The following is a 26,230-nucleotide window of genomic DNA, read 5'->3' as shown; positions in this document are numbered from 1 at the left end:
TGGATCAGCTTTTTGGCGGTCACAGCCGGAAGCGCCAGTTGCGCCGGTGAAGCGGCCAAAGGCAGGCGACGATGATGCCGACCACGCCGAACGCGCAGGCGGTGGAGGCGAGCGTCGGATCGGCGAACAGCGTCGAGGCGATGCCGAAGCCCCAGGTCTGTGGCGTAATCGGTCCGCTGGGCCCCGGCACCCAGGGTGCCTCGCCGATCTTGGCCATCACTACCGATAGGAGGAAGCCCAATACCGCATTGGTGCCGAGGATGCGAAGCGGCGTTACCAGTCCTGCCACGATCCGGCTCTGCAACGCGCCGGCCAGCACCGCGAGCGTTATCAGCGAGAAGCCGCTGCTGAGCAGCGCGAAGCTACTCGTCCAGAGCGGCTTAATGATCGGGAAGAGCGGATCGAGCAGCAGCCCCGCCGCCATCAGTACCGCGCCGGCACCGAGCAGCGGCAGCGTTGCGGCGAGGTCCGGCCCGCGCCGCAGCACCCGCGCGGCGAGGATGCCGGCCAGCACGTTGACGATCGCCGGCAGCGTCGCGAGCAGCCCTTCGGGATCGTAGACCACCGGCCCCGCCCATTGCACCGCACCCAGCGGCCAGAGATGCGGCACGGTGAACAGCGCCCGATCGAGATAGGCTGCCAGGTTGCCTAGCTGGTCGAGCCGACCGGCGCCAAAGCCCGGCACGGGCACGAACGTCAGCAGCAGCCAATAGCCGATCAGCAGCACCATGGCGGCGAGGAGCAGCACGCGCGGATCGGCATCGACCTTCCCGCCCGGCAGCCGCTTCGGGGCGACGAGGATCAGGGCGACGCCGGCAAGGTAGCAGAGCGCGATCCGCTGCAGCACGCCGGGGATGCGCACCACCTCGAAGCCGGGAAAGGCGATCCACGGTGCATGGTCGAGCATCTTGAGGCTGTAGAGGACATTGACGAACAGCCCGAGCAGGATGAGCCCCGCCACCCGCCGAAGTACCCGCCGCCACAGCGCTGCCTTCGCGCCGGGCCGGGACAGATCGCGCGGGAAGGACAGGCCGACCGCCACGCCCACCGCGACCAGAAAGCCCGGGAACACCATATCGGCGGGCGTCCAGCCCTGCCAATGCGCATGCTGGAGCCACCAGTAGCTGTGCATCCAATCGCCGGGGCTCGTTACCAGGATCATGCCGGCAACGGCCAGCCCCCGGAAGACGTCCAGCACGTCGAGCCGATTCGTACCGACCGTCATCGCGATTCCTCCCCCGGTTTCGCGGACTGTGCAGCGGCTGCCGCATGGCCACAAGACCGGCACAGCAAAAGCGCGCGAAACCCGAGGGCTCCGCGCGCTTTCTATCGACGAGGCCGACCGCTCAGACGTCGAGATTGGCGACGCTGAGCGCATTCTCCTGGATGAAGTCGCGGCGCGGTTCGACCACGTCGCCCATCAGCTGGGTGAAGATCGCGTCGGCCACGTCGGCCTGGTCGATCGCCACCTGCAGCATCGAGCGGTTCTGCGGATCGAGCGTGGTCTCCCACAACTGCTCCGCGTTCATCTCGCCCAGACCCTTGTAGCGCTGGATCGCGAGGCCCTTGCGCCCGAAGGCGAGGATCGCGTCGAGCAGCTGCGACGGGCGCGACACCAGGCTCTCGCCCTTGCCGACCGCGACCGGCGCCTCGTCCTCGGGCACCGGCGCATCCACCTCGGTCGCCAGGCCCTTATTCGAGACAAGCTTCGACGGCGTGAGATAGGCCGCCGCCTGCTCGCTCGCCAGCGTGTGCAGCTTGCGCGCCTCGGCCGAGACGAGGAAGTTCGCCTCGACGATGTGATGATCGGTCACGCCGCGCCACAGCCGCTCGAAATGATAGCCGCCATCCTCGGTGATGCGCGCGCTCCACCGGGCTTCGGTATCGGCGGCGTCGAGGCGGTGGACGACCGTCTTCAGCTCCTCGGCATGCCGCTCGCGGCTCACCGAGGGATCGAGCGCGCCGCCGAGTGCCAGCGATTCGATAATCATCGGATCGTAGCGGCGCGGCACGTAGCGCATGAGGGTGCGCATGCGGCGGGCATGCTCGACCAGCGTGCGCAAATCCTCGCCCGAACGCTGGCTGCCATTGGTGTCGAGCACGGTACCGCCCACGCCGGCATCGACCAGATACTGGTCGAGCGCCGCATCGTCCTTCAGATACACCTCGGAGCGGCCCTTGGTCGCCTTATAGAGCGGCGGCTGGGCGATATAGAGGTGCCCGTTGGTGATGATCTCGGGCATCTGGCGGTAGAAGAAGGTCAGCAGCAGCGTGCGGATATGCGCGCCGTCCACGTCGGCGTCGGTCATGATGACGATCTTGTGGTAGCGCAGCTTCTCGATGTTGAAATCGTCGCGGATGCCGGTGCCGAGCGCGGTGATGATCGTGCCGATTTCGCGGCTGGCGAGCATCCGGTCGAAGCGCGCACGCTCGACGTTGAGGATCTTGCCGCGCAAGGGGAGGATCGCCTGGAAGTGGCGGTCGCGGCCCTGCTTGGCCGAACCGCCGGCCGAGTCACCCTCGACGAAGAAAAGTTCGGACTTGGCGGGATCGCGCTCCTGACAGTCGGCAAGTTTGCCGGGCAGGCTGGCGATGTCCATCACGCCCTTGCGGCGGGTGAGCTCGCGGGCGCGCTTGGCGGCCTCGCGCGCGGCGGCGGCGTCGATCACCTTCTGGATGATCTGCTTCGCGACGGCGGGATTCTCTTCCAGCCACTCGGCCAGCTTGTCGGCCATCAGGCTTTCGAGCGGCTGGCGGACTTCGGAGGAGACCAGCTTGTCCTTGGTCTGGCTGCTGAACTTGGGGTCCGGCAGCTTGACCGAGACGATCGCCGTCAGGCCCTCGCGCATGTCGTCGCCGGTGAGGCTGACCTTTTCCTTCTTCAGCATCCCCGACTTGTCGGCATAGCTGTTGAGCGTGCGGGTCAGCGCCGCGCGGAAGGCCGCGAGGTGGGTGCCGCCGTCGCGCTGCGGGATGTTGTTGGTGAAGCAGAGGACGTTTTCGTAATAGCTGTCGTTCCACTCCAGCGCGACGTCGATCGTCACGTCGTCGCGGGTGCCGCTGATCGCCACCGGATCGGGCATCAACGCGACCTTGTTGCGATCGAGATACTTCACGAACGCGGCGATGCCGCCCTCGTAGAACAGCTCGACTTCCTTCACCTCCTCGTGCCGCGCATCGCGCAGGAACAGCCGCACGCCCGAATTGAGGAAGGCGAGCTCGCGGTAGCGATGCTCGAGCTTCTCGAAATCATATTCGGTGATCTTGAACGTTTCCGGGCTGGCGAGGAAGGTCACGCGCGTGCCCTTCTTGCCATTCGCCGGGCCGATCACCTTCAAGGGCGCCTCGGCATCACCGTGGCGGAAGCGCATGTAATGCTCTTCGTCGTCACGCCAGATGTTGAGGTCCAGCCACTCGCTGAGCGCGTTTACGACCGAAACGCCCACGCCGTGCAGGCCGCCCGAAACCTTGTAGGCATTGCTGTCCGAGGTGTTCTCGAACTTGCCGCCCGCATGGAGCTGGGTCATGATCACTTCGGCGGCGGACACGCCCTCTTCCGAGTGGATGCCGGTCGGAATGCCGCGGCCATTGTCCTCTACCGAGACCGATCCATCCGGATTGAGCGTGATCTGGATCAGGTCGCAGTGACCGGCCAGCGCCTCGTCGATCGCATTGTCGGAAACCTCGAACACCATGTGGTGCAGGCCGGAGCCGTCGTCGGTGTCGCCGATATACATGCCGGGGCGCTTGCGGACTGCGTCGAGGCCCTTGAGGACCTTGATGGAGTCGGCGCCGTACTCGTTCGCGTTGGGATCGTTCGTCTTGGGAGTGTCTGCCATGCCGAGGATATAGGGATTCAGGGCACGGAACGAAAGCAAAATGGAGGGTTAGCGCCTCCGGTCCGCGGCGTCGTGCTCCTCATAATTGCGGCGTGTCGCGTCCTCGGTTTCCTTCAGCCGGCGCTTCGAGGTCTTGTTGCGGAGGATGGCCCAAAGCAGCACGGCGGCAAGGACGATCGGGCCGACGATCACCATCAGGCCCTGCAGACTGGACAAGTCCATGGCATCTCTCTCCATTTCGCCTGGACCAACGAAGCCCGCGCCCCTTTCGATCCGCAACCGCGTCCCCATATCGCCGGCCATGGCGCTCGGCAGCTGGCTCACCCCCGATCCTTGTGGGATCTACCTTCCGGCAGCGGACGCGTGGATCGATCCGTCCAAGCCGGTCGCGCGGGCGATCATCACCCATGGCCATGCCGATCATGCGCGCGGGGGGCATGGCGAGGTATGGGCGACGCCCGGCACGCTGGCGATCATGGCGGCACGCTACGGGTCGCAGAACGGACGGCCCGTTGCGTACGGCCAGAGCATCAGGCTGGGTCCGATCGAGGTGGGGTTTGTTCCTGCCGGCCATGTGCTGGGATCAGCGCAGGTGGTGCTCGATCATGCCGGCGAACGGATCGTCGTATCGGGCGATTACAAGCGCCGCCCCGATCCTACCTGCACGCCCTTCCAGCCGGTGAAGTGCGACGTGTTCATCACCGAGGCGACCTTCGGCCTGCCGGTGTTCCGCCATCCCGAGACGACCGATGAGATCGACAAGCTGCTGACGGCACTGCGCACCGAACCCGAGCGCTGCGTGCTGGTCGGTGCCTATGCGCTCGGCAAGGCGCAGCGGGTGATCGCCGAGCTGCGTGGCATGGGCTTCGACGATCCGATCTATCTGCACGGCGCGTTGCAGGCGCTGTGCGACCTCTATGTCGAGCATGGCGTGGCGCTTGGCGAGCTGCGGCCTGCCACCGGCGTCGCGAAGAAGGAGCTGGAAGGGCGGATCATCCTCTGCCCGCCGGGTGCGCTCAACGATCGCTGGTCGCGACGCCTCCCCGATCCGATCACCGCAATGGCCAGCGGCTGGATGCGGGTGCGCCAGCGTGCGCGGCAGCGCAATGTCGAGCTGCCGCTGATCCTCTCCGACCATGCCGATTGGGACGAGCTGACCCGCACCATCGAGGAGCTGGCCCCGCGCGAAGTGTGGGTGACACATGGCCGTGAGGATGCGCTGGTACATTGGTGCAGGCTCCGGCAGATACGCGCCCGTGCGCTCGATCTCGCCGGGTTCGAGGACGAGGACGATTGAGGGAGATTGCGTGATGGCGAAGGGCAAGACCTGGGCTTGGGTGGGCGGCCTGCTGGGCGGTGCGGTGGTCGCGGGGGCGGCCGCCTATTACGCGTTCGAGAAGGCGAGCGAGCAGCCGCCCTTCACGCTGGTGGAAAAGGACGGCAAGTTCGAGATCCGCGACTATCCCGAGCTGGTGGTGGCGGAAACGCGCGCAATCGGCACGCGCGAAGCGGCGCTGAATGCCGGCTTCTCACGCCTCGCCGACTATATCTTCGCCAAGCGCCGCGGCGATAATGGCGGCAGCGGCGGCGAGAAGATTGCGATGACGGCGCCGGTGCTCAGCGGCAAGCAGGACGCGAGCTGGCGGACGCAGTTTGTCATGCCGTCCAAGTTCACGCTGGCGACGTTGCCCAAGCCATCGGACAATGTCGATCTGGCCACCCGTCCGGCGCGGCGCGTGGCGGTGCTGCGCTTTGCCGGCTCGCCCGACGATGCGGTGCTCGGCCAGCGCGAGGCCGAGCTGCGCAGCTGGCTGGCTGGCAAGGGAATCAATGGCGGCGCGGTGGAATATGCCTTCTACAACTCGCCCTTCATCCCCGGCCCGCTCCGCCGCAACGAGGTGCTGATCGCGCTGTAGCCGGGTGGTGGCGGGTTGCGGTGGCGCGGCTCGGTTTCTGCCCCGATCTTGCCGCGGGCCTTTACTATCGGAGCCCCATGACGATTCGCCCACTCCTCGCCGCCGCTGTGGCCTTCGGTTCGTTCCTCGCCACCCCGTGCGCTGCCCAGGCGCAAGGGCGCGACCCCTTTGGCGAGTGCCTGCGCACGCACAGCAGCCGCGCCGATCGCGATGTGCTGATCCGCTGGGTCTATGCAGCGGTGTCGCAGAGCGCCGCGGTGCGCGACATGGTGCGGCTCGACGAAAACCGCCGCGTGCAAGCGAGCCAGCAGGCCGGTCAGCTGATCACCCGCCTCGTCACTCGCGATTGCCGTGAACAAGCAATGGACCGCATCAAGCGTGATCCCGGTGCGATCCAGAACAGCTTCACCGCGCTCGGCCGCGCCGCGCTGATGGACCTGGCGCAGGACCCGGCGGTAGTCGGCACGCTCGCGGGCGTGCTGCAATATACCGACATGGGCAGCATCACGATGATGCTGATGGAAGGCGGCCTGCGCCCCGGCGGCTGAGGCTGCGCCGTTCGCTCAGTAGATCGGCTCGACCGGCCATCCCGTCAGCGCCAAAAGCGCGAGTCCCGTCGCACGGACGGCTCCCCCGCGCGGACTGAAGTCCTTGGCGAAATGATAGCCGGTGCCGTCCACACGCTCGACAACCCACTCCGCGCCGTCGATCGGAGGCGGGCCGCATTCGGGAAGCGGTGCCGGACGCGCCGCACCCGCGAACGGTGTACCCTGCGCCAGCACCGCCGCAATCGCGCCGACTTCGGCCTCGCTGAGCGGGCGATCGATCTGCGTGTCGATCGCCCCGGGTCCATAGCCGCCCTTGCCGGAGAGGCGCTTCGCGATCAGCCGCGGTGACGGCGCGCCGATCCCCTCCACCCGCACGATGATGGGCGCGTCGAAGCTGCGAAGCCATGTGAACCGGATCGTCGTGCCGCGGCTGCGCTCCCCTTGCGCACGCGCATAGAGGGATGGCTCCTCCGCCGCGCGCAACGCTCCGCCATACCAGGCGCGCTCAAGATCGCTCAGGCGCGGCGTGCGCAACACCTTCTTGCCCCCCCACCGGCAGCTGGGCACCGGTCCCGCCAGCCAAGCCGGGAAGTAAGCCGGCGGCGCGGATGTGCCGACCTGCAGCAGGAGAAGCAGTGGCGCCAGCATCCTCTCGTCCTCCCATCAACCTGCACCGTCGCCCGACGCTATCGATCGAACCGGACGCGCGCCACCACGGGGTAATGATCGCTCGGAAACACCGCGCCACGATGCGTCGCCACCGTTGCGACCTCCGCTACGGCGAAGCCACGCGTCAAGATCCAGTCGATACGGCGATCGCCCCTGCCGGTGAAGTCGTGGAAGGTGAAGCTCGGGCCCTGACGATTCACCTGTGCCAGCCAGGCATCCGCCAGTCCCTCGGTCAGCGCACGGTGCGCAGCCGAACTGTCGACGGTATTGAAGTCGCCGGTGAGGATCACCGGCTGGTCCTTGGGCGCCTCGGCGATTCGCGCGGCCAGCAGCCTTGCCGCCTGTTCGCGTGCGGCTTCATCCTGATCGCGGTGCGGGAAATGGGTATCGTAGAAGCGGAAGCGGCGACCGTCGCGCGTTTCGAACACCGCCCAGTTGACCAGCCGCGGCAGGTCGATGCCCCAGCTCATGCTGCCGGGCTTCTCCGGCGTCTCGGAGAGCCAGAACTGTCCGTGCTCAACCATCTTCAGCCGGTCGCGCCGGTAGAATATGCCCATATGCTCGTCGCTGTGGCCGCCATAGCGATCCGTGCCGAACCAGCCATAATGCGGCAGCGCGCGGACAATGTCGTCGCCCTGGCGCTGGTAGAGTTCCTGCGTGCCGATCAGGTCGGGCGCCGCCACGCGGATCGTTGCGATGGTCAGGTCGCGGCGCTTTTCCCAGACATTCGCGCCGTCTCCTGGATTGGGATAACGGATGTTGAGGCTCATGACCGTCAGCGTGTCTTGCGCCAAGGCCGGCGCGCCCGCGCACAGCGCGGCAAGCGCCGTCACCCAACCCCAGAACCGCCGCATCAACCCGCTCCTTCGAGTGCCTTTTGCCGTCGGCGCTGCACCGAGCTGCCGATCCCCATCGCCTCGCGGTATTTGGCCACCGTCCGGCGCGCGATGTCGAAGCCCTTGGCGTTAAGCAGTTCGACCAGCGTGTCGTCGGACAGGATCTTCTTGGGATCCTCGCCTGCGATCAGGGTTTTGATCGCGCTCTTCACTGCCTCGGCCGAAACCGCCTCGCCGCCATCGGCCGACTGGATCGCGCTAGTGAAGAAATATTTCAGTTCGAAGAGGCCGCGCGCGCAGCTCAGATATTTGTTGCTGGTGACGCGGCTGACCGTCGATTCGTGCATCTCGATCGCATCTGCCACCTGGCGCAGCGTCAGCGGGCGGAGGTGCGCCACGCCTTTCAGGAAAAAGCCTTCCTGCTGCTTCACGATCTCGCTCGCCACCTTGATGATCGTGCGCTGGCGCTGGTCGAGCGCCTTGACCAGCCAATTGGCGCTGGCGAGCATGTCGGTGAGCCAGGCCTTGCTCGCCTTGTCCTGCTTGCCGCCCGAGACCTCGGCATAATAGGCCCGGTTGACCAGCAGCCGCGGCAGCGTCGCCGCGTTGATCTCCACCGCCCAGCCATTGCCGCGCCGCGCGACGAAGATGTCGGGCGTCACCGCCGGCACCGGATCGCCGCCATAGCGGCAGCCGGGCTTGGGATCGTAGCTCCTGAGCTCGCGGATCATGTCCGCGAGATCCTCGTCGTCGACATTGCAGATCCGCCGCAGCCGGCCGAGATCGCCGCGCGCGACGAGCTCCAGATTGTCGATCAGTCGCGCCATGCAGGGATCGTAGCGATCCGCCTCCTTGGCCTGGAGCGCGAGGCATTCGGCGAGATCACGCGCACCGACCCCGGTGGGATCGAAGGTTTGGATGATGCCGAGCACGGACTCGGCGCGGGCGAGCGGCACGTTCAGCCGCTCGGCGATCTCGCGCAACGGCACGGTGAGGTAGCCGCACTCGTCGATCTGGTCGATCAGATGCTGGGCAATGAACAGGTCCGGCCCGGCCACGGCCGATCCCGCCTGGGCGAGCAGGTGATCGGCGAGGCTCAGGTCTCCGGTCCCCAGGCTATCGAGATCCGGGCCATCCTCCGAAGCGCTGCCGCTGCCGCTGTTCAGCCCGAGGCTGCCATCGAGTCCGCCGATCATGTCGCTGGCCGAATCATGGTGGAAGGCCTCGGCCGCGAGGTCCACATCGAGTGCCGCCTCACCCGAGGCTTCGCCGCCACCGAGGATCAGTTCGCTGGCATCGGCAGGGCCGTCACGGAGTTCGAACTCTTCCGCATCGCCCATCGGCTCGGGCGGACCATCGTCCCCGCCGCCCGCGTCGAGCAGCGGGTTGCGCTCCACTTCCTCGGCGATGAAGGTCTCGATCTCGAGATTAGACAGCGCCAGCAGCTTGATCGCCTGCTGGAGTTGCGGCGTCATCACCAGCGATTGCGACTGCCGCAGATCGAGGCGTGGCGCGAGACTCATAAGCGTTAGAGCGAGAAGCTTTCGCCGAGATAGAGGCGACGCACATTCTCGTCGCGCACCAGATCGTCGGGGGAGCCGGCGAACAGCACGCGGCCGTCATAGATGATGTAGCCGCGGTCGACGATTTCGAGCGTCTCGCGGACGTTATGATCGGTGATCAGGACGCCGATGCCGCGCTGCTTGAGCTGCTTCACCAGGTCACGAATGTCCGCGATCGAGATCGGGTCGATGCCGGCGAACGGCTCGTCCAGCAGGATGATCGTCGGGTTCGCGGCAAGCGCCCGGGCGATTTCGGCACGTCGCCGCTCGCCGCCGGACAGCGCCATGGCAGGCGAGGTACGCAAGCGGGTGAGGCCGAACTCGTCGAGCAGCTCGTCCAGCCGCGCCTGACGCGCATCGCGGTCCGGCTCGGCGAGCTCGAGCACGGCGGAAATGTTCTTCTCGACGCTGAGGCCACGGAAGATGGAGGTTTCCTGCGGCAGATAGCCGAGCCCGAGGATCGCGCGGCGATACATCGGCAGCCGGGTGATGTCCTCGCCGTCGAGCATGATGCGACCGCTGTCGGGCTTCACCAGCCCCATCACCGAATAGAAGCACGTCGTCTTGCCGGCACCGTTGGGACCGAGCAGGCCGACAACCTCGCCGCGCCCGACCGATACCGATACGTCGGTCAGGACCGTGCGCTTGTCATAGGACTTGGCGATCGACACCACGGCCAGCCCACGATCGGGCAACGGCATGGGATCGGGGGCGGATTCCTCGGGGGCGGCGATGGCGACGTCGGTCATGACGGCTCCTGCAAGCTAATCGTGATCTGGTCCTCGCCAAGTGCGTGGCCGCTTGGCAAGGTTCCTGCATGATAACGCGCGCAAAGAAAAGACTTTGCGCGGCGTATCGTGGCGGTGCCCGGGCCTATTGCTTCGACGCGTCACGCTTGGGCACGGTGAAGCGGCCGGTCACGCGGCCCCCGCTGCTCTGCGTGTTCGGACCGGACGGCGCCCCGCCGAAGGTCGCGCGGCTGGTGTCGAGATTGATCGTCAGGCGCGGGCCCGCGGCATTGGCGGTGTTCGATCCCGCCTGCTGCAGCGTGACATTGCCGATCATCGTGATGATGCGGCGATCGACGTCGTACACGGCATAGCTGGAGCGCGCGGTCTGGTTCGGCCGCGTGACGGTCACTCCGCCACTGGCATCGACACGCGTCGCCTGCGGGGTGCCGCTCACCGCGCTGCCGGTATAGGCGATGGTGACGCGCGCGGCGCGGAGGGTCATCTCCGCCTGCTTGATCACCACATCGCCGCTCAACAACGCGCGACTGGCCTTGTCGTCGAGCTGGATGCTGCGCGCATCGAAATCCAGCGGCGCATCCGAATTGTGGCGCGACTGCGCGAGCGCCGGAACGGCGGCAAGCAGCAGCGGCAGGGCCAGGGCGAGCGGGGCGAAAGCGCGGGTCATCAGGGCCTCCTTGCCGGCTTCGGCATCATCCGCAAGTGCGCATTGCCGTCGAGCGAAATGACGCGCTTGTCGAGATCGGCGCGCAGGCGATCGGCGCGGAAGGTGCCGGTGGGCGTATTGCCCGTCACCGCGCCACCACTCTCCAGCTGCCGCGTCTTTAGGTCGATCGTCGCGTCATGGGTGTTGAGCACATAGCCGTCCGTGGTCTGGAAACGGATCGGCCCGTCGATCATCATCTGATCGGTATTGAGATTATAGCGTCCGTGGTTGGCGACGAGCGTCGCCGGGCCATCGGTGAGGCTCAGCCGCGCGTTGAGTTCGTTGATCTGCACCACGGGCTCGGCCGAACTCTTCTGCACCGCGGAACCCGCATGCAGTTCGAACTGGCGGCCCTTGGCGTCCTCGCCGCGATAATCGGCAGCGACGATCTTCAATCGCTCGGGCGACATCGCTACCTTGTTCTTGTCGAGCACGAAGCTGACGTCGCCGCCCATGAACAACGGCGCACTGACCAGGAACGCTGCAAGCGCGCCGATCAGGATCGGCAACGCCACCAGCGCGACGCGCACGCTGCGGTCGTGGTGGCTCCCGGGATGGGCCCAGGCGCGGCGCTGGCTGCGCAGTCGTGCGGCGATCTCAGACATGGGTTCCTTTGTGGGAAGCCCCAACGACCGAAACAACCGCGCGATCCGCGCCGCGATCACGCATGGGCGAAGATATCCACTTCCGGCCAGCCGGCGATGTCCAGCTCGGCGCGCCAAGGGAGGAAGTCGAAACAGGCCTGCGCCATTTCCATGCGGCCCTCGCGCTCGAGTCGCTTATCGAGCTCGACCTTCATCGCGTGGAGAAAGCGCACATCGGACGCGGCATAGTCGCGCTGCGCGTCCGAAAGATCGGGGCCGCCCCAGTCCGAGGACTGCTGCTGCTTGGAGATGTCGGCGCCGACCAGCTCGCGCGCCAGATCCTTGAGGCCGTGGCGGTCGGTATAGGTGCGCACCAGCCGCGAGGCGATCTTGGTGCAATAGACCGGCCCGGCGGTAACGCCGAGATAGAAGCGAATCGCCGCGAGATCGAACCGGGCAAAGTGATACAGCTTCAGCCGCTCCGGATCGGAGAGCACCGCGCGCAGGTTCGGCGCGGCATAGTTGGACTGCGGGCCGAAGCGCACCAGATGCTCGTCACCCGATCCGTCCGACAGCTGGACCAGGCACAGCCGGTCGCGCGGCGTGATCAGGCCCATCGTCTCGGTATCGACGGCGATGGAGGAGCCGGGGGCAAAAACGCCTTCCGGCAGGTCTTCTTCGTGGAAATGGACGGTCATCGCGTCCGCGTAGCGGGGTTGGCGCCGCACCTCAATGCTTTGCGTTGCCTGCGCGCCTTTGCATTCTGGTGATTCGCGCGGTATGTGCCGCCCGCCTTCCCAGGGGTTTGGATCCAACCCGCGATCCGCGCCCGCAACCTGTGCCCAGAAAACGTCACCACCGTTGCCGCGCGGACACTTTCCTGCCGCAAACGGGGCATGCGCGCGATTTTCGTTCGCGCACCCTGTTTTTTTGGGGTATGACTCTGCCTCGGACGCTACGTTAGCGCCGGAAGACCTGCGTTTTTCGTCCGGCGCTCGGGTTTTGATTGGTAGTTTGAGGGCGAACCGGGAAGACGAACAGGGCATGAGTTTCGATAGAGGACGTCGCGGCGAGCGCGGTGGGCGCGGCAGGGACAAGCGCGATGGTTTCGGCGACGATAACTTCGGCGGCGGCGGCTTCGGCGGCGGCTTCGAAGATCGCGGCGGCTTTGGTGGCGGCAATCGTGGCGGCTTCGGCGGCGGCGGTGGCGGTGGCTTCCGTAGCGGCGGCGGCTTCGGCGGCGGTGGTGGCGGCTTCGGCGGCGGCGGCGGCGGTGGCTTCCGCGGCGGCGGCGGCGGCGGTGGCGGCATGCCCCCCCAGGTCATCGGCGAAGGCACCGGCGTCGTTAAGTTCTTCAACGCGCAGAAGGGCTTCGGTTTCATCGTTCGCGATGACGGCGGCGAGGATGTGTTCGTGCACATCTCGGCCGTGGAGCAGGCAGGCCTGACGGCACTGGCGGAAGGCCAGCCGCTCGGCTTCACGCTCGTCGATCGCGGCGGTCGCATCTCGGCGACCACGCTGAAGATCGATGGCGAACCGATGGAAGTCGTCGAGCGCGCTCCGCGCGAGCAGGGCGCAGGCGGCTTCGGCGGCGATCGCGGCGCGCCGCGTGGCGGCCCGCAGCGCCAGCTCACCGGCGAGAAGGCGACCGGCACGGTCAAGTTCTTCAATGCAATGAAGGGCTTCGGCTTCATTCAGCGCGATGACGGCCAGCCCGACGCGTTCGTGCACATTTCGGCCGTCGAGCGCGCCGGCATGCCGACGCTCAACGAAGGCGACCGGCTCGAGTTCGAGCTGGAGGTCGATCGTCGCGGCAAGTACGCAGCGGTGAACCTTTCGCCGCAGCAGTAACCCGCACGGGTGACGCAATAGGAAGGGGCTGGACGGAAACGTCCGGCCCCTTTCGTTTGCGCGCGCACCATCGCGTTGCCGTACGAGAAAGCTGCACAAGCAAAAAGGCGCAGGCTTTTTCGTACGCAAGCGGAGCGATGGCGCGAGGTGTGGCGCGCGCAGCATGCAACCATCGGCCGCGTAGCCTCAGCATTCGCATTCCGGGAGAAGCCACACCCGCCGGCGTCGCGGAGCCCGCGAGCTGGGGCATGATGATCGTCGGCCTAGCGACTGCGGGCGCAACAGCGCGCGCCCGTCGATCCAGGAAGACGGAAGCCGCAACCACCTGACGGTCGCGCTCCCCTCAGGTGACCAGCCGCCGGAGCCCGGCGATGGTGTCCGCTTCCGCCACCGGCTTGTCGGTGCGGATGCGGGCGATGCGGGGGAAACGCATCGCCAGGCCGGACTTGTGGCGCTTCGATTCGTGGATCGAATCGAACGCCACTTCCAGCACCAGCGACTTGTCCGTCTCGCGCACCGGGCCAAAGCGGTTCACCGTATGCGTGCGGACATGCCGATCGAGCCATTTCAGCTCCTCGTCGGTAAAGCCGAAATAGGCCTTGCCGACGGGGAGCAACTCGCCGTTCTCGGTCCAGGCGCCAAAGGTAAAGTCCGAATAGAAGCTGCTGCGCTTGCCGGAGCCACGCTGCGCATACATCAACACGCAGTCGGCGGTGAGCGGATCGCGCTTCCACTTGTACCACAGCCCCACGCGTCTCCCCGCCACGTACGGCGAGTCGCGCCGCTTGAGCATCACGCCTTCGATTGCGGCATCCCGGGCGCCCGCGCGAATTTCCTCCAGCGCGGCGAAGTCAGCGGCGTCGATCACGGCGGACAGGTCGAATCGCGCGGGATCCAGTCGCGGCACGAACGCTTCCAGGCGGGTTCGGCGTTCCTGCCAGGTGCGCTCGCGCAGATCGTCGCCCCCGTCAAAGAGGATGTCGTAGAGGCGGACGAACGCGGGAAATTCCGCGAGTGTCTTGGCCGAGACCAGCTTGCGCCCCAGCCGCTGCTGCAGCGCGTTGAAGCTACCCGCCTCGCCGCCCTGCACCTCACCACGAACCAGCAGTTCGCCGTCGAGCACGCCCGACGTGGTGAAGGCCGCCGCTACTTCCGGAAAGCTGCGGGTGATGTCGTCTCCTGCCCGGCTGTACAGCCGCGTCTCGCCGCCGGCGTGGACGAGCTGGACACGGATGCCGTCCCATTTCCACTCCGCGGCATAGTCGGCGAGGCTTAGCCGCGTTTCCTCCAACGGATGCGCGAGCATGAACGGCCGAAACACCGGCACATCCTCAGCGCGGGGCTGCTCGGCCCGGCCCTCGGCCCAATCGAACAGCAGGCCATAGGGCGGGTGGAGCCCGTGCCACACCTCCTCCACCGCATCGACATCGAGTCCGAAGGCCTGGGCAAGCGCGGTCTTGGCGAGCCGTGCCGAGATGCCGACGCGTAGCGCGCCCGTCGCCAGCTTGAGCAGCGCGTACCGCTCATCGGCCTCAAGCCGATCGAGCATCGCCGCCAGAACCTCGGGCGCGTCCGAACGCGACAGCGCGCCGAGCGTATCGACCACCTTCGCCAAGGTGAGGGGCGCCGATTCGGGCGGGGGCGTCCGCGGCTCCGGCCATAGCAGCGCGATGGTTTCCGCCGAATCGCCGACGAAATCGCGACTCATCCCGTAGAGCACGGGATCGACTCGCGACTCGATCATTGCCCGCAGCAGCGCCGGTTTGACCGCGGGAAGATCGAGCGTTCCGGTCAGCGCCGCCATCGCCCAGCCGCGATCGGGATCCGGCGTGGCGCGCAGATACTCGCCGATCAGGCGAAGCTTGGCATTCCTCGACCGCGTGTAGATCAGCCGGTCGAGCAGGTCGGCGAAAGCGCGCATGCCCAAGGAGATGGTCGCGAAGGCGCGCTCGCGCTAGGGGTCAAGGTGATGAAGCGTCTCTTCCTTCTGCTCGTGATCCTCGGGATCGGAATTCTCGCTCTTGGCTACGCGACGGCCACGCGCGATCCGGTGGTCCGCCGTCTCGCCGTGCACCTGCGCAACTGGCCCGCCGGCGCCGCGCCGATGCGGGTGGTGCTGCTCAGCGACCTGCACGTCGCCGGCCCCGATACGCCCCCCGCCCGCATCGCCCGGATCGTGGCGCAGGTAAATGCGCTCCACCCCGACCTCGTGCTGATCGCCGGCGATATCGAGCAGGAACGTACGCTTTCGACCCGCCTCTACGATGCTGCCGAGGCGAGCGCACCGCTCGCCGGCTTGCGTGCGCGGTACGGAACGATCGCCGTGCTTGGCAACCATGACTATTCGGATGCCGGCGCCACCGATCTGCCGCCCCGCCTTGCGGCCGCCGGCATCACCGTGCTGCGCAACCAGGCGGTACGGCGCGGCGCACTGACGATCGCGGGGGCCGACGATCTCTATCACGGCAAGTTCCGGCCGAGTCGCCTGATCCGCGCCGCCTACGCCCTACCCGGCCCCGTACTGGTGCTGAGCCATACGCCCGATGTCGCGCCGATGCTGCCGCCCGATCTGCCGCTGGTGCTCGCCGGCCACACCCATTGCGGGCAGATAGCCCCGCCGCTCCTCGGGCCGATCAAGACGGCGTCGCGCTACGGCCGCCGCTACGCCTGTGGGCTAATTCGCGAACCCGGCCGCGACGTGCTGGTTACCGCAGGCATCGGCACCAGCGGTGTCCCGCTCCGCATCGGCGCGGTACCCGATATGTGGCTGCTGACCCTGGACGGCCCCGGCCGCTGAACGATTCGCAAAGCTGCCGCATTTCGTGGATAGCGTTTCCTTGCGGGCGCGGTCGTGCGCCCGATGAGGGAGAGCCTTTCCAATGAAGCTTCTTGTCGCCTGCGCGCTCGCCGCGGCCGTGATCAGCCCCGCCGCGATGGCGCAGCAGACCCCCGCCGCGGCGCCGACTGCCCCTGCGGCTGCGTCCGCCGCCAAGTTCAGCCTCGACACGCCGATCGAATCCCTGATCGCCGACGAGAAGGCCAAGGCGGTGCTGGATGCGGATATTCCCGGCCTGTCGTCGCACCCGGCGCTGGACCAGTTCAAGGCAATGAGCCTGCGCGCGGTGCAGCCCTTCTCGAACGGCGCGCTGACCGATGACATGCTGAAGAAGGTCGAGACCGACCTGGCCGCGATCAAGTAACGCGGCAAACGGCCGACGCGGCCTGAGGGGCACGCGCCGGCCGGCTTCGGCTCAGCCCTTGCGGCTGGCCTCGAACAGGAACCAGGCACGCTCTTCGGCCTGGTCGGTCCACTCGTCGACAATGCCGCTGGTGGCATTATCCTTGGCATCCTCGGCGGCTTCCTTCACCGCACGGAAGCTCTCGACCAGCTTGAGATTGTCGTCGCGCAATTCGGCGAGCATGTCGCCCGGCGCCACGAATTCCGCATCATTGTCCGAAATCGTCTGGCGACGCGCGATGTCGCCGATCGAGCGCAGCGTGGTGTTGCCGGTCTTGCGCACGCGCTCGGCGATCGCGTCGGTCACGCCCAGGATCTGCGCGGCCTGATCGTCGAGGAGCAGGTGGTAGTCCCGGAAATGCGGCCCCGAGACGTGCCAGTGGAAGTTCTTGGTCTTGAAATAGAGGGTGAAGCAATCGGCAAGCGCGCTGTTCAGGGCTTCCGCGACGCTCTTCGTGTCGTTCCGGTTGAGATCGGTCGGCGTTGCGAGGGCGGGATTTTCAGCCATGGGTGTCCTTCCTGGAAAAGTCGATTCGTGCCGATAACGATCGACATAGTGGATCGGGTTCCCGCGCGCAGCCAGCCATACGCTCGCATTATCTCGATCAGCCTCATCGATGCAGTGCATCGCACGATGCTTGACTTTTCCGTGTGATTCGCGCATCCGCCTTCGCCTGTCAGCGGTGTGCTCACAAGCGCGCCGCTCTTTTCTTTTCGCACGAATCAAGGGTTCCGGGTCATGGCAAAGCCGACCACCGTAAAGATCAAGCTCGTCAGCACGGCGGATACGGGCTTCTTCTATGTCACCAAGAAGAATCCGCGCACGCAGACCGAGAAGCTGAGCTTCCGCAAGTACGACCCGGTCGTGCGCAAGCATGTCGACTTCAAGGAAGCGAAGATCAAGTAATCCTGCCGGGCGCGATATCCGCGCCCGCACGGTTCGATCTTATCGCGCCGGATCCTCGCGGGGGTCCGGCGTTTTCGCTGCATCGGCATCCCCCACCGTCGCCATCAGCTTCTCGACCTGGTCGACGAATCGCGCAAGCGAGATCGGCTTGGCGACATAGGAGCGCGCGCCGGCAGCGCGAATCCGCTCCTCGTCCTCATGGCTCGAATAGGCGGTCACCGCCATGATCGGGATGCGGCCAAGCGCTGCGTCCATCTGCATCTGGCGGATCAGCTCGAAGCCGGTGACGTGCGGCAACTGCACGTCCATGATCACCAGATCGGGCCGGAAACGACGTGCCGCGGGCACGGCCTCGCGCCCGTCGCGGACCGGCTCGGCCTCATAGCCGTGCGCCCGCAACAGGTCGCAGAACAGCTTCAGGTTCAATTCGTTGTCCTCGACAACGAGTACTCTTTTTGGCACGCGCTACCCTCTACTTTCCGGGGGTGTTAGGCCATGGCGGACGCAGTGACAAATCCGGAAATGATAGCACTACAGGCGCTTGTCTGGGTGCTCGGCGAATCGGGTCGGGCGAATCGCCTGCTGGACCTGACCGGCCTCGATCCCGCCACGCTGCGCGCCCGCGCTGGTGAGCCTGCGCTACTCGCTGCGACGCTGGGCTTTCTCGAATCCTACGAGCCCGATCTGATCGCCTGCGCCGATGCGCTTGATCTACCCCCGGCCGCGCTGGTCGCCGCACGTCAAACGCTGGAACAGGCATGAAACCGCTTCTGATCACCGATTGCGACGAGGTGCTGTTGCACATGGTGCGCCATTTCGGCGAATGGCTGGGTGACACGCACGACATCGATTTTGCGCTCAACGGCAGCGACTTTGCCGAGTCGATGCGCCGTCGCGGCGACGGCAGCACGTTGGAGGCCCAGGAAATGTGGGCATTGCTCGACGGCTTTTTCCCCGCCGAAATGGAACGCCAGACGCTCGTCCCGCATGCCCGCGCGGCGCTGGGCCGCATTGCCGAAATTGCCGATATCATCGTGCTCACGAACCTGCAGGACCATTGCCGCGATCATCGCATCACCCAGCTGGCGAATCACGGCATCGTCCACCGGGTGGAGTGCAACCAGGGCGGCAAGGGGGGCCCGGTCGCGAGGTTGGTGGCGGAGCACGGCGCGCCGGTAGCGGTATTCGTCGACGATCTCGCCGTGCATCACGAATCGGTCGCCAAACATGCGCCCGACGTGTTCCGGCTGCACATGGTGGCCGAGCCGAGCCTTGCGCCCAAGGTACCGCCCGCCCCGCATGCCCATGCCCGGATCGACGACTGGCGCGAGGCAGAGCGCTGGATCCTGGAGCGCTTCGCCCGGGCCTGAGTCCGCCCCTTGACCCTGCCCGCACCCGGTGGTTGGGATCGGGCATGACCACTGCTATCGATCGCAAGCTCGCCGAGCTTGGCCTCGCCCTGCCCGAGGCCGCCGCTCCCGTCGCCGCCTATGTTCCGGTCGTCGAGGCCGGCGGGCTGCTCCACGTCTCCGGCCAGCTGCCGTTCAAGGACGGCGCGCTGATGACCGGCCGTCTCGGTGAAGACCGCGACATCGCCTTTGGCACCGAAGCGGCGCAGCGCTGCGGCCTGATGCTCGTCGCGCAGATCAAGAAGGCGCTGGACGGCGATCTGTCGCGCGTGAAGCGGGTGGTGAAGCTGGGCGTGTTCGTCAACTCCACCGTCGATTTCACCGATCAGCCCAAGGTTGCGAATGGCGCGTCGGAACTGATGCAGGCGCTGTTCGGCGAGTCGGGCCGTCATGCGCGCAGCGCGGTCGGCGTCGCGGCGTTGCCGCTCGGCGCCGCCGTCGAAGTCGACGCGATCTTCGAACTGGCCTGATTGCGCGCCACGCTGCCGCCGCGGCGGCGGGACTCAATGTGGCGCTGCAGCAACACTACATTACAAACTCGGGCGGCGTTCCCGAAGAAGGTTGCGTTCACCCCCCGGCTTCCGGCAATGTTTTGTTGCAAACCGGAAGTCGCGGGGCCGCAGAGCCCGATCCCATGCGATGCCGGTGGCAGCAGGCAGGAACCCTTTATTTGCACTTGAAAGGGATTCCATGCGCTTCACCTCGATCAGCCTCGGCGCGCTGCTGCTCGCCACCACCGCCCCTGCGCTGGCGCAAGAGGCTGCTCCGGCCCCGGCGCCGGCCATCACGATCAACGGCAGCGCGACGCTGATCAGCGATTACAAGTTTCGCGGCATCTCGCAGACCGACGGCAATTTCGCCGTGCAGGGCGGCGCCACGATCAGCCACGCCTCGGGCTTCTACGTGAGCTTCTGGGGGTCTTCGGTCGACAACTACGTCACCGCGCACGGCACCGCGCACCAGGAAATCGACCTGATCGCCGGCTACAAGCATGCGTTCAAGAACGGTGTGACGCTCGATGTCGGCGCGCTCTATTATGTCTATCCCGGCACCCGCAACAAGAGCACCGACAAGTCGTCCTCGGACTTCATCGAGCCCTATGTCTCGGTGTCCTATGCGATCGGTCCGGTGACGGCCAAGGCGACCGCCAATTACGCGCCGAAGCAGAAGGCGCTCGAGCTCGACCAAGGCCAAGGGGGCACGCTCCCGAAGCAGGACAATCTCTATCTGGCCGGCGATCTCTCCGCCGCGGTGCCGCACACGCCGATCAGCCTCACCGGCCATCTCGGCCACACCTTCGGCCCGGACTGGCTGGCGATCGGCAAGGAATATTCCGACTGGAGCCTGGGCGCGGCCTTTACCTACAAGGCGCTGACCTTCGGCGTCGCCTATGTGGATACCGACGCCGCCTTCCCCACGCCCAGCGGCAAGGACGCGGCAAAGGCCAGCGTGATCGGATCGATCGGCGTCAGCTTCTGATCGCGCAAAGGGGGGCGGCGGGGGGCCGCCCCTGACGGCTCCCGGGCGCTCCGTCCGACAAAGCAAAAGCGCCGGCCCGCGGGATGCGGACCGGCGCTTTTCTTTTCACGCCAAGAGGCGATCGATCACTGCGGCGTCGTGGCGCTCGCATCCTTGTTGTCGCCCTGGGGCGACTTGAGGATGTCCTGCGTGGTCTTGCCCTTGTCGACCACCGTGGTCGACGGGCTGCCGGCATTGCTGCGCACGCCGGCATCGGCGCTCGCGGCACCGGCCTGATCGAGCGTCGCGGTCTCGGCCGGGCTGCGCGCCGCGGTGCCGCCGAACAGCGCTTCCAGCGCCTGGTCGGACGGGTTGGTATCCTGCGGCCGCGCCGCACCCGGCTGCGGCGGACGCAGCGAGAAATCGGGCGGGATCACCAGCGGTGCCTGGCGGGCCACCGCGAACTCGTCCGGACGCGCCCGATCATACCCCTTCTTGCCGCACCCCGAGAGCGAGGCCACCAGGGCGACGCCGGTCGCGACGAGGATCAACTTACGCATTGAATTTCTTCTCCACAGGGGCAGGCGACTTGGGGTTCTTGTCGCGAACGAGCAGGGCACGGAGCAGCAGGATCACCACGCCGATGGTAATCGCGGCATCGGCCACGTTGAAGACCAAAAAGGGGCGCCACTCGCCGAAATGCAGGTCGGCGAAATCGACGACATAGCCGAGGCGCGAGCGATCGAGGATGTTGCCGCACGCGCCGCCCAGCACCAAGCCGAGCGCGACCACGTCGCCGGTCTTCTTCTCGCGCAGCATCCACACGCACACACCAATGGCGATGCACGCCGTCATCAGCACCAGCAGCCAGCGCGTCGTCGGGCTGTTGGCCGAAAGCAGGCCCAGCGACACGCCGATATTCTTGACGAAGCGCAGGTCGAAGATCGGCGCGAGCGTCATCGAATCATTCTGCACCACCAGCCCGAGCGGGCCGGTGACGATGTACTTGGTCAGCTGGTCGAGCAGGAACACGCCGAGCGCGGCCGCAAAACCGAAAATCCGCACCGACTTCATTCCGACACCACCTTTTCGCAGCGGTCGCACAGCGCCCCGTCCTGCGTCACTTCGGGAAGATGGCGCCAGCACCGGCCGCATTTGTGGCGATCGGTGGGCGTGACCATGACATCGGCGCCGGATTCGACCTTGGCCACGATGAACAGCTCGGTGAGCTCCTCGGCCGGCATCGGCAGCGTCGGCACCGTCACCTCGGCCTCGAGGCTGGAGCGCACCTTCTTCTCGCGGCGATAGGGCTCGATCGCTTCGGTGACGGTCTGGCGCAGCGCGCGGATCGCGGTCCAGTCATGCTCGACCGAGGTGCCCTCCGGCAGCACCGGCCATTCCAGCTCGTGAACCGATCCGTCCTCGCTAGGGTACCGGCTCTGCCACACTTCCTCGGCGGTGAAGGCGAGGATCGGCGCGGCGTAGCGGACCAGCGCGTGGAACAGCACGTCCAGCACGGTGCGATAGGCGCGGCGCTTGGGATCGCTTTCCGCATCGCAGTAGAGGCAATCCTTGCGGATATCGAAGAAGAAGGCCGAGAGGTCTTCGTTCATGAAGTCGCCGAGCGCGCGCGCATAGCGGTTGAACTCGAACGCCTCCGCCGCCGACCGCAGCTCCGCATCGAGCGCCGCCAGCTTGTGGAGCACATAGCGCTCCAGCTCGGGCATGTCGGCGACCGCCACCTTCTCCGCCTCGCCGAACCCGTCGAGCGCGCCGAGCAGATAGCGGAAGGTGTTGCGGATCTTGCGGTACGCGTCGCCGGTGCCGGCCAGCACTTCCTTGCCGATGCGGACGTCGTCGAAATAATCGGTCTGTGCGACCCAGAGGCGCAGGATGTCCGCGCCGCTCTCGCCGATGATCTTCAGCGGATCGACGACGTTGCCGAGCGACTTGGACATCTTCTTGCCCTGGCCGTCGAGCGCGAAGCCATGGGTGAGCACCGCGTCATAGGGCGCCCGGCCGCGCGTACCCGACGATTCGAGAAGCGACGACTGGAACCAGCCGCGATGCTGGTCCGAGCCTTCGAGATAGAGATTGGCGCGGACGCCCTCACCGTAGCGCGCCTCGATCACGAAGCTGTGGGTCGAGCCGCTGTCGAACCACACGTCGAGAATGTCGGTGACGACCTCATAGTCCTCGGCCCGGTAGTCGGGGCCGAGCAGCGCCTGGTGGTCGGCCTGGAACCAGGCATCGGCCCCGCCGGCGCGGAAGGCGTCGAGGATGCGGGCGTTGACCGCCGGATCGCGCAGATAGTCGCCGGTCGCGCGGTTGACGTAGAGCGCGATCGGCACGCCCCAGGCGCGCTGGCGGCTGATCACCCAGTCCGGGCGTCCCTCCACCATCGCGCGGATGCGGTTGATCGAGCGCTCCGGCACCCAGCGGGTGCGTTCGATCGAATCGAGCGCGATTTCGCGGAGGGTGGGGGCGTTGCCGCCCGACGGCGCGCCTTGCGCGCCGCTCTCCGCGCTGCGACCTGCCCCCGGCAGGTCGCTATTCGCGCTCCGATCCATCGGAATGAACCACTGCGGGGTCGCGCGGAAGATGATCTTCGCCTTGCTCCGCCAGCTGTGCGGATAGCTGTGCTGGAAGTCGTCCGAGGCGGCGAGCAGCGCGCCGGCGGCGCGCAGGTCCGAACAGATCGGGCCTTCGGCGCTGACGAACTTCTTGTTGATCACTGATCCCTGGCCGCCGAGCCACAGCCAGTCGGCACGGTACATGCCCGCGCCGTCGACCGCGAAGACAGGATCGATGCCGTGCGCCTTGCACAGCAGGAAATCGTCCTCGCCATGGTCCGGCGCCATATGCACGAGCCCGGTACCCGCATCGGTGGTGACGAAGTCGCCAGGCAGGAACGGCCGCGGCTTGGCGAAAAAGCCGCCCAGCGCGTGCATCGGGTGCCGGGCGACGGCGCCGGCGAGGTCAGAGCCCTTGATCCGTCCGCGCTCGTGGAGAGTCCGCCCTATACGCTCCTCGAACTTCTCTTTGAGATCAGCCGCTACGATGTAGAGACCACGCTCCCGGATCAACGGAATCTCTTGCCCGGGCGTCACATAACCTGCTTCGCCTTCGAACAGCAGGCCGACGACGTACTCGATCCCCTCGCCATAGGCCAAAGCCTGGTTCACCGGGATCGTCCACGGCGTGGTCGTCCAGATCACCGCATGCGCACCGACCAGCTCGGGGGCGTTCGGCGCCTCGATGATCTCGAACGCCACGTCGATCTGCGTCGAGGTGATGTCCTCATATTCGACCTCGGCCTCGGCCAGCGCGGTCTTCTCCACCGGCGACCACATCACCGGCTTGGCGCCGCGATAGAGCTGGCCGCTCTCGGCGAACTTGAGCAGCTCAGCCGCGATCCGCGCCTCGGCGTCGAACTTCATGGTGAGATAGGGATCGTCCCAGTCGCCCAGGATGCCGAGCCGCTCGAACTGGCCGCGCTGCACCGCCACCCATTTCTCGGCATAGGCGCGGCATTCGGCGCGGAAGGCGACGGGGTCGACTTCGTCCTTGTTGAGCTTCTTGGCGCGGTACGCTTCCTCGACCTTCCACTCGATCGGCAGGCCGTGGCAGTCCCAGCCGGGGACATAGGGCGCGTCCTTGCCCATCAGGCTCTGGCTGCGGACGACGATGTCCTTGAGGATCTTGTTGAGCGCATGGCCCATATGGATGTCGCCATTGGCGTAGGGCGGGCCGTCGTGCAGCAGGAAGCGCTCGCGGCCGGCGCGGGCCTCGCGCAGCTTGCTGTAGAGGCTAATCTTCGCCCAGCGCTCGAGGATGGCGGGCTCCTTGGCAGCAAGGCCGGCCTTCATCGGGAAATCGGTCTTCGGCAGGAAGACGGTGTCGCGCCAGTCGCGCTGGGTGTCGGTTGCGTCAGTCATGGGTCGCGCGGGATTAGCCGGTGTGGGAGGGGAAGTCATCCCTGCTGTTCTTCTAAGCGCTTTCAGCCGAGTGTTTCCTCCCCCGCCAGGGGGAGGAAATAGCTTTCCTTACTCGTGCGCGCCGTTGGGCTTCGGCGTCACCGCCTTGGCATGCGCGCCGGACTTGCAGGCGCGGATCGCTTCGGGCTCGGGGCGGCCGCCCTGCGCCTCGAACACCGCCATATAGCCGCCGGCCGAGGGCATCGGCCGCATCGATACCTGCGCATAGCCTACCGCCGCGAACTCGCACTTCAGCAGCGCCGGCGGCGTGCCGTGATTCTCGGTCTGGCGATCGGCATCGACCACCACGACCTGCCCGCCCGGCGCCAGCGATGGCCGCAGCCGCCACAGGAACTCGTAGGGCGATTCGATCTCGTGGTACATGTGCACCATCAGCACGCGATCGAAGCTGTTCTCGGGCAACCGCGGATCGGCGGGCAGGCCGAGGCGCACGCTGACATTGTCCAGCTTCTCGCGCACCACGCGGGTCGCCAGCGCGCTGATGTAATCGGGAACGATGTCCTCGGCGACCACCCGCCCCTTGGCACCGACACGCTGGCCGAGACGGATCGTGTAATAGCCCTCGCCCGCGCCGATGTCGGCGACGGTCATGCCCGGCTTGATGCCGGCCAGGTTCATCACCGTGCCGGCCTCGTTCAGCCGGTCGCGCTCTTCCTCGTTCGACCAGCGCGAGGAGACGATCGTCGCCACCGGCCGGTCCGCCGCGGGGAAGCCGGTGATCGACGACTCATGGCTCTGGTTGCCCGGCCCCCGGGGACTGCCGTCGCACGCCGCCAGGAGCAGCAGCGTCGCGCCGAGCAGCAGGGGCCGCGCCAGGGTCAATCGACATCCTCCACCATGACGGCCTCGCCCGTCACGCGCTGTGCTAGCGCGGCGGCCATGAAGCTGTCGAGATCGCCGTCGAGCACGTCGCTCGGTGCCGTGGAGGTCACGCCGGTGCGCAGGTCCTTCACCAGCTGGTAGGGCTGGAGGACGTAGGAGCGGATCTGGTGGCCCCAGCCGATATCGGTCTTGGTGGCGTTGACCGCGTTGGCCGCTGCTTCACGCTCGGCGAGCTCGCGCTCGTACAGGCGGGCGCGGAGCTGGTTATAGGCCTCGGCGCGGTTCTTGTGCTGCGAACGCTGGTTCTGGCACTGCACGACGATGCCGGTCGGCAAGTGGGTGATGCGCACCGCCGAATCGGTGGTGTTGATGTGCTGGCCGCCCGCGCCCGAGGCGCGATAGGTGTCGATGCGCAGCTCGCTCTCGTTGATCTCGATGTCGATATTGTCGTCGATCACCGGATAGACCCAGACGCTGGCGAAGCTGGTCTGGCGGCGCGCGTTCGAATCGAACGGGCTGATGCGCACGAGGCGGTGCACGCCGCTCTCGGTCTTGGCATAGCCGTACGCGTTCTCGCCCTTGAACAGCAGCGTCGCGGACTTGATGCCCGCCTGCTCGCCGGCGTGATAGTCGACCAGCTCGACCTTGTAGCCGTGGCGCTCGGCCCAGCGCGTGTACATGCGCTGCAGCATCTCGGCCCAGTCGTTCGACTCGGTGCCGCCGGCGCCGGCGTTAATCTCGACATAGGTGTCGTTGGGATCGGCCTCGCCCGAGAGCAGCGCCTTCACCTTGTCGGCATCGGACCGCTCGGCGAGCGCGCGCAGGCTCGCGGTGCCGTCGACCGCCATCTCCTCGTCGCCCTCGGCCTCGGCCATCTCGATCAGCTCGACCGTGTCGTTGAGCTCGCTCTCGATCGCGCGCGTCGCGCTGATCGATTCGTCGAGGCGGCGACGCTCGCGCATCACGTCCTGCGCCTTCTTGGCGTCGTTCCACAGCGTGGGATCTTCCACGCGCGCGTTCAGCTCGTCCAGGCGGCGCAGCGCGCGGTCCCAGTCGAGCGAGCGGCGCAGCAGCGCGAGGGCCGCGTTGATCTTGTCGACATATGCCTGCGCTTCAGCGCGCATGTTCCAAACCTTCC

The 26,230-nt window shown here is 66.7% G+C and carries 29 protein-coding genes; 11 read left to right on the top strand and 18 right to left on the bottom strand.

Going from position 1 to position 26,230, the window contains the following annotated elements; translation table 11 throughout:
* Positions 1 to 19: 19 nt before the first annotated feature.
* The 3 genes from OIM94_RS13470 to OIM94_RS13460 all read right to left on the bottom strand — a co-directional run bounded on the left by OIM94_RS13470 (position 20) and on the right by OIM94_RS13460 (position 4,061).
* Positions 20 to 1,225, bottom strand: a complete 1,206-nt coding sequence (locus OIM94_RS13470) for an acyltransferase family protein (protein WP_264607225.1) — start codon at positions 1,223 to 1,225, stop codon at positions 20 to 22.
* 121 nt (positions 1,226 to 1,346) lie between these two features.
* Positions 1,347 to 3,839 carry a DNA topoisomerase (ATP-hydrolyzing) subunit B gene (gene gyrB / locus OIM94_RS13465; protein ID WP_264607224.1) on the bottom strand — a complete coding sequence of 831 codons (2,493 nt, stop codon included), beginning with the start codon at positions 3,837 to 3,839 and terminating at the stop codon, positions 1,347 to 1,349.
* A 48-nt stretch (positions 3,840 to 3,887) separates the two neighbouring features.
* Positions 3,888 to 4,061: a hypothetical protein gene (locus OIM94_RS13460; protein ID WP_264607223.1), complete on the bottom strand. Its 174-nt coding sequence runs from the start codon at positions 4,059 to 4,061 to the stop codon at positions 3,888 to 3,890.
* Positions 4,062 to 4,140: 79 nt separating this feature from the next.
* Between OIM94_RS13460 and OIM94_RS13455 the strand changes: the two genes are divergently transcribed.
* The 3 genes from OIM94_RS13455 (at position 4,141) to OIM94_RS13445 (ending at position 6,303) form a co-directional block, all read left to right on the top strand.
* Positions 4,141 to 5,136 carry a ligase-associated DNA damage response exonuclease gene (locus OIM94_RS13455; protein ID WP_264607222.1) on the top strand — a complete coding sequence of 332 codons (996 nt, stop codon included), beginning with the start codon at positions 4,141 to 4,143 and terminating at the stop codon, positions 5,134 to 5,136.
* Positions 5,137 to 5,149: 13 nt separating this feature from the next.
* The gene (locus OIM94_RS13450; protein ID WP_264607221.1) at positions 5,150 to 5,755 is read left to right on the top strand and encodes an SOUL family heme-binding protein; all 606 of its coding nucleotides are present in this window, start codon (positions 5,150 to 5,152) and stop codon (positions 5,753 to 5,755) included.
* A gap of 77 nt (positions 5,756 to 5,832) precedes the next feature.
* Positions 5,833 to 6,303: a hypothetical protein gene (locus OIM94_RS13445; RefSeq protein WP_264607220.1), complete on the top strand. Its 471-nt coding sequence runs from the start codon at positions 5,833 to 5,835 to the stop codon at positions 6,301 to 6,303.
* A 15-nt stretch (positions 6,304 to 6,318) separates the two neighbouring features.
* Here the strand turns inward: OIM94_RS13445 and OIM94_RS13440 are convergent, their stop codons facing one another.
* From OIM94_RS13440 to OIM94_RS13410, 7 genes are all read right to left on the bottom strand, one after another.
* The gene (locus tag OIM94_RS13440; protein WP_264607219.1) at positions 6,319 to 6,951 is read right to left on the bottom strand and encodes a hypothetical protein; all 633 of its coding nucleotides are present in this window, start codon (positions 6,949 to 6,951) and stop codon (positions 6,319 to 6,321) included.
* A 38-nt stretch (positions 6,952 to 6,989) separates the two neighbouring features.
* Positions 6,990 to 7,826 (bottom strand): endonuclease/exonuclease/phosphatase family protein, encoded by an 837-nt coding sequence (locus OIM94_RS13435; protein WP_264607218.1) that lies wholly within the window; start codon positions 7,824 to 7,826, stop codon positions 6,990 to 6,992.
* Positions 7,826 to 9,331, bottom strand: a complete 1,506-nt coding sequence (gene rpoN, locus OIM94_RS13430) for an RNA polymerase factor sigma-54 (protein ID WP_264607217.1) — start codon at positions 9,329 to 9,331, stop codon at positions 7,826 to 7,828. Before rpoN ends, OIM94_RS13435 begins: the two co-directional genes overlap by 1 nt.
* Positions 9,332 to 9,336: 5 nt before the next feature.
* Positions 9,337 to 10,071: an LPS export ABC transporter ATP-binding protein gene (lptB, locus tag OIM94_RS13425; protein WP_100207500.1), complete on the bottom strand. Its 735-nt coding sequence runs from the start codon at positions 10,069 to 10,071 to the stop codon at positions 9,337 to 9,339.
* A 172-nt stretch (positions 10,072 to 10,243) separates the two neighbouring features.
* Positions 10,244 to 10,786: an LptA/OstA family protein gene (locus tag OIM94_RS13420; RefSeq protein ID WP_264607216.1), complete on the bottom strand. Its 543-nt coding sequence runs from the start codon at positions 10,784 to 10,786 to the stop codon at positions 10,244 to 10,246.
* Entirely contained in the window at positions 10,786 to 11,430 is a 645-nt protein-coding gene (gene lptC, locus OIM94_RS13415) for an LPS export ABC transporter periplasmic protein LptC (protein WP_264607215.1), read from the bottom strand. Before lptC ends, OIM94_RS13420 begins: the two co-directional genes overlap by 1 nt.
* A gap of 56 nt (positions 11,431 to 11,486) precedes the next feature.
* Positions 11,487 to 12,107 (bottom strand): ribonuclease D, encoded by a 621-nt coding sequence (locus OIM94_RS13410; protein WP_264607214.1) that lies wholly within the window; start codon positions 12,105 to 12,107, stop codon positions 11,487 to 11,489.
* Between the two features lie 346 nt (positions 12,108 to 12,453).
* Here OIM94_RS13410 and OIM94_RS20165 point away from each other — a divergent pair, with 346 nt between their 5' ends.
* Complete coding sequence (locus tag OIM94_RS20165; RefSeq protein ID WP_319801124.1) at positions 12,454 to 13,260, top strand: cold-shock protein; 807 nt, start codon at positions 12,454 to 12,456, stop codon at positions 13,258 to 13,260.
* Between the two features lie 343 nt (positions 13,261 to 13,603).
* Here the strand turns inward: OIM94_RS20165 and OIM94_RS13390 are convergent, their stop codons facing one another.
* The gene (locus OIM94_RS13390) at positions 13,604 to 15,181 is read right to left on the bottom strand and encodes a cisplatin damage response ATP-dependent DNA ligase (protein ID WP_264607213.1); all 1,578 of its coding nucleotides are present in this window, start codon (positions 15,179 to 15,181) and stop codon (positions 13,604 to 13,606) included.
* Between the two features lie 48 nt (positions 15,182 to 15,229).
* On the opposite strand from OIM94_RS13390, the gene OIM94_RS13385 reads away from it, so the two are divergent.
* A complete protein-coding gene (locus OIM94_RS13385) occupies positions 15,230 to 16,057 on the top strand; it encodes a metallophosphoesterase (protein ID WP_264607212.1) in 828 nt (275 codons plus the stop codon).
* Between the two features lie 82 nt (positions 16,058 to 16,139).
* Positions 16,140 to 16,460 (top strand): hypothetical protein, encoded by a 321-nt coding sequence (locus OIM94_RS13380; RefSeq protein ID WP_264607211.1) that lies wholly within the window; start codon positions 16,140 to 16,142, stop codon positions 16,458 to 16,460.
* 51 nt (positions 16,461 to 16,511) lie between these two features.
* Here the strand turns inward: OIM94_RS13380 and OIM94_RS13375 are convergent, their stop codons facing one another.
* Positions 16,512 to 17,006 carry a Dps family protein gene (locus OIM94_RS13375; RefSeq protein WP_264607210.1) on the bottom strand — a complete coding sequence of 165 codons (495 nt, stop codon included), beginning with the start codon at positions 17,004 to 17,006 and terminating at the stop codon, positions 16,512 to 16,514.
* A 231-nt stretch (positions 17,007 to 17,237) separates the two neighbouring features.
* Here OIM94_RS13375 and rpmG point away from each other — a divergent pair, with 231 nt between their 5' ends.
* Entirely contained in the window at positions 17,238 to 17,405 is a 168-nt protein-coding gene (gene rpmG, locus OIM94_RS13370; RefSeq protein WP_010125625.1) for a 50S ribosomal protein L33, read from the top strand.
* 39 nt (positions 17,406 to 17,444) lie between these two features.
* Here rpmG and OIM94_RS13365 read toward each other — a convergent pair whose 3' ends face one another.
* The gene (locus tag OIM94_RS13365) at positions 17,445 to 17,867 is read right to left on the bottom strand and encodes a response regulator (RefSeq protein WP_264607209.1); all 423 of its coding nucleotides are present in this window, start codon (positions 17,865 to 17,867) and stop codon (positions 17,445 to 17,447) included.
* Positions 17,868 to 17,927: 60 nt separating this feature from the next.
* On the opposite strand from OIM94_RS13365, the gene OIM94_RS13360 reads away from it, so the two are divergent.
* From OIM94_RS13360 to OIM94_RS13345, 4 genes are all read left to right on the top strand, one after another.
* Entirely contained in the window at positions 17,928 to 18,167 is a 240-nt protein-coding gene (locus tag OIM94_RS13360; RefSeq protein WP_264607208.1) for a DUF3572 domain-containing protein, read from the top strand.
* Positions 18,164 to 18,775, top strand: coding sequence for an HAD family hydrolase (locus OIM94_RS13355; protein WP_264607207.1), 612 nt, complete (start codon positions 18,164 to 18,166; stop codon positions 18,773 to 18,775). The genes OIM94_RS13360 and OIM94_RS13355 overlap by 4 nt, the downstream gene beginning before the upstream one ends.
* Positions 18,776 to 18,819: 44 nt before the next feature.
* A complete protein-coding gene (locus OIM94_RS13350) occupies positions 18,820 to 19,284 on the top strand; it encodes a RidA family protein (RefSeq protein WP_264607206.1) in 465 nt (154 codons plus the stop codon).
* Between the two features lie 220 nt (positions 19,285 to 19,504).
* Entirely contained in the window at positions 19,505 to 20,293 is a 789-nt protein-coding gene (locus OIM94_RS13345) for a TorF family putative porin (protein WP_264607205.1), read from the top strand.
* Positions 20,294 to 20,418: 125 nt separating this feature from the next.
* Here the strand turns inward: OIM94_RS13345 and OIM94_RS13340 are convergent, their stop codons facing one another.
* The 5 genes from OIM94_RS13340 to prfB form a co-directional block, all read right to left on the bottom strand.
* The gene (locus OIM94_RS13340; RefSeq protein WP_264607204.1) at positions 20,419 to 20,832 is read right to left on the bottom strand and encodes a DUF3035 domain-containing protein; all 414 of its coding nucleotides are present in this window, start codon (positions 20,830 to 20,832) and stop codon (positions 20,419 to 20,421) included.
* Positions 20,825 to 21,346 carry a signal peptidase II gene (gene lspA / locus OIM94_RS13335; protein ID WP_264607203.1) on the bottom strand — a complete coding sequence of 174 codons (522 nt, stop codon included), beginning with the start codon at positions 21,344 to 21,346 and terminating at the stop codon, positions 20,825 to 20,827. The genes OIM94_RS13340 and lspA overlap by 8 nt, the downstream gene beginning before the upstream one ends.
* Entirely contained in the window at positions 21,343 to 24,210 is a 2,868-nt protein-coding gene (gene ileS / locus OIM94_RS13330) for an isoleucine--tRNA ligase (RefSeq protein WP_264607202.1), read from the bottom strand. Before ileS ends, lspA begins: the two co-directional genes overlap by 4 nt.
* 108 nt (positions 24,211 to 24,318) lie before the next feature.
* Positions 24,319 to 25,092, bottom strand: coding sequence for a class I SAM-dependent methyltransferase (locus OIM94_RS13325; protein WP_264607201.1), 774 nt, complete (start codon positions 25,090 to 25,092; stop codon positions 24,319 to 24,321).
* The gene (gene prfB, locus OIM94_RS13320; protein ID WP_264607200.1) at positions 25,089 to 26,216 is read right to left on the bottom strand and encodes a peptide chain release factor 2; all 1,128 of its coding nucleotides are present in this window, start codon (positions 26,214 to 26,216) and stop codon (positions 25,089 to 25,091) included. The genes OIM94_RS13325 and prfB overlap by 4 nt, the downstream gene beginning before the upstream one ends.
* Positions 26,217 to 26,230 lie beyond the last annotated feature (14 nt).

The organism is Sphingomonas sp. R1 (genome assembly GCF_025960285.1).
In the GTDB taxonomy this organism is placed as follows: domain Bacteria; phylum Pseudomonadota; class Alphaproteobacteria; order Sphingomonadales; family Sphingomonadaceae; genus Sphingomonas.
Note: the sequence above shows the minus strand (reverse complement) of the source record. Positions and strands in the feature narration are given on the sequence as shown.

What these genes read in the sequence shown, in the direction of transcription:
- OIM94_RS13470 (WP_264607225.1), bottom strand. Translation starts at nt 1,225, where the DNA reads ATGACGGTCGGTACGAATCGGCTCGACGTGCTGGACGTCTTCCGGGGG.
- gyrB (WP_264607224.1), bottom strand. Translation starts at nt 3,839, where the DNA reads ATGGCAGACACTCCCAAGACGAACGATCCCAACGCGAACGAGTACGGC.
- OIM94_RS13460 (WP_264607223.1), bottom strand. Translation starts at nt 4,061, where the DNA reads ATGGACTTGTCCAGTCTGCAGGGCCTGATGGTGATCGTCGGCCCGATC.
- OIM94_RS13455 (WP_264607222.1), top strand. Translation starts at nt 4,141, where the DNA reads ATGGCGCTCGGCAGCTGGCTCACCCCCGATCCTTGTGGGATCTACCTT.
- OIM94_RS13450 (WP_264607221.1), top strand. Translation starts at nt 5,150, where the DNA reads ATGGCGAAGGGCAAGACCTGGGCTTGGGTGGGCGGCCTGCTGGGCGGT.
- OIM94_RS13445 (WP_264607220.1), top strand. Translation starts at nt 5,833, where the DNA reads ATGACGATTCGCCCACTCCTCGCCGCCGCTGTGGCCTTCGGTTCGTTC.
- OIM94_RS13440 (WP_264607219.1), bottom strand. Translation starts at nt 6,951, where the DNA reads ATGCTGGCGCCACTGCTTCTCCTGCTGCAGGTCGGCACATCCGCGCCG.
- OIM94_RS13435 (WP_264607218.1), bottom strand. Translation starts at nt 7,826, where the DNA reads ATGCGGCGGTTCTGGGGTTGGGTGACGGCGCTTGCCGCGCTGTGCGCG.
- rpoN (WP_264607217.1), bottom strand. Translation starts at nt 9,331, where the DNA reads ATGAGTCTCGCGCCACGCCTCGATCTGCGGCAGTCGCAATCGCTGGTG.
- lptB (WP_100207500.1), bottom strand. Translation starts at nt 10,071, where the DNA reads ATGCCGTTGCCCGATCGTGGGCTGGCCGTGGTGTCGATCGCCAAGTCC.
- OIM94_RS13420 (WP_264607216.1), bottom strand. Translation starts at nt 10,786, where the DNA reads ATGACCCGCGCTTTCGCCCCGCTCGCCCTGGCCCTGCCGCTGCTGCTT.
- lptC (WP_264607215.1), bottom strand. Translation starts at nt 11,430, where the DNA reads ATGTCTGAGATCGCCGCACGACTGCGCAGCCAGCGCCGCGCCTGGGCC.
- OIM94_RS13410 (WP_264607214.1), bottom strand. Translation starts at nt 12,107, where the DNA reads ATGACCGTCCATTTCCACGAAGAAGACCTGCCGGAAGGCGTTTTTGCC.
- OIM94_RS20165 (WP_319801124.1), top strand. Translation starts at nt 12,454, where the DNA reads ATGAGTTTCGATAGAGGACGTCGCGGCGAGCGCGGTGGGCGCGGCAGG.
- OIM94_RS13390 (WP_264607213.1), bottom strand. Translation starts at nt 15,181, where the DNA reads ATGCGCGCTTTCGCCGACCTGCTCGACCGGCTGATCTACACGCGGTCG.
- OIM94_RS13385 (WP_264607212.1), top strand. Translation starts at nt 15,230, where the DNA reads ATGAAGCGTCTCTTCCTTCTGCTCGTGATCCTCGGGATCGGAATTCTC.
- OIM94_RS13380 (WP_264607211.1), top strand. Translation starts at nt 16,140, where the DNA reads ATGAAGCTTCTTGTCGCCTGCGCGCTCGCCGCGGCCGTGATCAGCCCC.
- OIM94_RS13375 (WP_264607210.1), bottom strand. Translation starts at nt 17,006, where the DNA reads ATGGCTGAAAATCCCGCCCTCGCAACGCCGACCGATCTCAACCGGAAC.
- rpmG (WP_010125625.1), top strand. Translation starts at nt 17,238, where the DNA reads ATGGCAAAGCCGACCACCGTAAAGATCAAGCTCGTCAGCACGGCGGAT.
- OIM94_RS13360 (WP_264607208.1), top strand. Translation starts at nt 17,928, where the DNA reads ATGATAGCACTACAGGCGCTTGTCTGGGTGCTCGGCGAATCGGGTCGG.
- OIM94_RS13355 (WP_264607207.1), top strand. Translation starts at nt 18,164, where the DNA reads ATGAAACCGCTTCTGATCACCGATTGCGACGAGGTGCTGTTGCACATG.
- OIM94_RS13350 (WP_264607206.1), top strand. Translation starts at nt 18,820, where the DNA reads ATGACCACTGCTATCGATCGCAAGCTCGCCGAGCTTGGCCTCGCCCTG.
- OIM94_RS13345 (WP_264607205.1), top strand. Translation starts at nt 19,505, where the DNA reads ATGCGCTTCACCTCGATCAGCCTCGGCGCGCTGCTGCTCGCCACCACC.
- OIM94_RS13340 (WP_264607204.1), bottom strand. Translation starts at nt 20,832, where the DNA reads ATGCGTAAGTTGATCCTCGTCGCGACCGGCGTCGCCCTGGTGGCCTCG.
- lspA (WP_264607203.1), bottom strand. Translation starts at nt 21,346, where the DNA reads ATGAAGTCGGTGCGGATTTTCGGTTTTGCGGCCGCGCTCGGCGTGTTC.
- ileS (WP_264607202.1), bottom strand. Translation starts at nt 24,210, where the DNA reads ATGACTGACGCAACCGACACCCAGCGCGACTGGCGCGACACCGTCTTC.
- prfB (WP_264607200.1), bottom strand. Translation starts at nt 26,216, where the DNA reads ATGCGCGCTGAAGCGCAGGCATATGTCGACAAGATCAACGCGGCCCTC.